This is a genomic window from Streptomyces sp. HSW2009 (genome assembly GCF_040240285.1).
Taxonomy (GTDB): Bacteria; Actinomycetota; Actinomycetes; order Streptomycetales; family Streptomycetaceae; genus Streptomyces.
This window is the reverse complement of sequence record NZ_JBEHZD010000888.1, coordinates 1-2066: the sequence shown is the minus strand read 5'-3', so window position 1 is coordinate 2066 and position 2066 is coordinate 1. Positions and strand designations below refer to the sequence as shown.

2 pseudogenes are annotated in these 2066 nt (G+C 79.7%); one reads left to right on the top strand and one right to left on the bottom strand.

The annotated features are described in order from the left end of the window. Positions 1 to 410, bottom strand: a pseudogene (locus AAHZ94_RS33250) (hypothetical protein); the annotation flags it as partial. Between the two features lie 492 nt (positions 411 to 902). Between AAHZ94_RS33250 and AAHZ94_RS33245 the strand changes: the two are divergent. Next, a pseudogene (locus tag AAHZ94_RS33245) lies at positions 903 to 2042 on the top strand (hypothetical protein); the annotation flags it as partial. Positions 2043 to 2066 lie beyond the last annotated feature (24 nt).

Genomic DNA, 2066 nt, shown 5'->3' with positions numbered 1-2066 from the left:
AACAGGACAGCTCGGCCGTGACCTTGACGCGGCGTCGACAACGGGCTCCGCCGCCCACCACGGCCGCGGGCGGCGGCCCCGCGCGCGGGCGCGGCGCCCCCCCCGGCCCCCCCCCCCCCCCCCCCCGTGACCCCCCCCCCCCCCCCGGCCCCCCCCCGCCCCACCCCCCCCCCCCGGGGCCCGGGGGGGGCGGCGGGGCGGCCGTCGACCTGGGCGATGGGCAGCGCGGCCGTGGTGACCCGACCGGCCGCCGTGGTGCGCACCGCGGGGGCGGCGCCGAACTCCTCGACGGTCCCCCACGCCTGGCACTCCGGGCAGCGGCCGAGCCACTTGACCGTGGTCCAGCCGCACTCGCTACAGCGGTAGGAGGGGCGGTCCTTGGCGGACGAACGGGAGCTACGGGTGGCCATGCTCATCACCGTAGCGGTGCGGTCCGACAATCCCGGGCCGCGGGGGCCTTCCGACGGCGGGGCGGGGAGCGCGGCGGGGCTCCCGCGACGGGGGGCGACCCCCGGGACGAGCGAGGCCCCGGAGCGGGCACGGCTCCCGGAGCCGGCACGGACCCACGAGCGGGCACGGACTCGGGACAGGCCGCGGGGCTCCCGTGGCGAGCGGGCCCCAGAGCAGGCGGCGGAGCCCGCAGGACGGGCGGCACCGTTCGGCCGGTCGGCGGTACGCGGCCGGCGCCCGGCGGGCGTCCCGCCGGGCGTGTCGGCACCGGTACGGGTGAGCCGGTGGCCAACGAAATCGGGACGAGCCAGGCGCATATGTCAAGGTCGGGCCCCGGGAATCACGCAAAGTGAGAAGTCTGTCCCCTTTCGAGCGAGATGGTCACCCGTATGAGTTAAAGGTGCCCGTGCTAGGCGGGTGACCCGGTGTGATCCCCCTACCGTCGCCAGGTGATGAGCAGCAGGTCTGAGCACCCCACGCATCCCACCGGCGCACACCGCGCTCAACGACGCACTGCGCGCGCCCCCCGCCCCCTCGCGGAGCGTCCCCCCGCGTGCTACGAGCCGTATCTCGACGGCCTCTTCACGTACTGCCTGTCCGTGCTGTGCGACCACGACGCCGCCACCACCGCACTCGGCGAGGCGCTCGCGGTCGCGGAGCGGCGGCGGCTGCGCGGGCGCGCCGCCGGGTTCACGGCCAAGGACGGCGGCGCGGCCGTGCCGCCCCCGATGGCGTCGGCCGCCCCGCCCCCGATGGCCCCCGAACTCTCGCTGCCGCCCGGCCGGGCCCGCGCGCCAGGACCCGGCAAGCACTCGCCCAGCACCGACGTCGGCCTGCGCCGCCCCTGGCTTTACGCGCTCGCCCGCTGGGCCTGTCTGCGGACGCTGACCGAACTGCGCGCGGGCGGCCCCCGCCCCGCCCGCTCCCGCGCCGCCCACCCCGGCCCCTCCCACGCCGGCCTAGCTCCCACCCACCCTGTGCTCGCCCCCACCGCCCCTGCCCAGCGCCGGCGCGACCTGGCCGCCCTCGCCTGGCCCGAGGCCGCCGGCACCAGCCCCGAGCAGCGCGAGGCGCTGGAGCTCGCGGTGCGCCACCAGCTCTCGCCGCACGAGGTCGCGGCCGTCATCGGCGGCGACCCGGACGAGACCCGGGCGCTGCTGGCCAGCGCGGCCTGCGAGGTGGAGCGCACCCGCGCGGCGCTCGCCGTGGTGGAACTCGGCCGCTGCCCCACCGTCTCCCGGCTCGCCGGCGACGCCCAGGTGCTGCTCTCCGCGGCGCTGCGGCGCGAGCTCGTACGCCACGTCGACGACTGCGGCCAGTGCCGGCGCACCGCCGAACGGGCCACCGCCGGCGGGCCCTGGCCCGGCACCGCCACCGCGCCGGCCGCCCTGCCGATCCTGGAGGCCCCGCGGGCCGCGGTCTGTGCGGCGATGCAGTGGGCGTTGCGCGGCCGGTCGCCGCGGGCGGCGGCCTGGCCGCGGTTCGACCGGCGCGGCTTCCCGATCGACCCGAAGGACCGTGCCGCCCGGCGCCGCCCGCCGCGCCCCCCGGCGGGGGCCCCCCCGGCGGTGGGGCCCCGCACTGCCCCCCCCCCGCGGCGCGCGGGCGCGAGTTAA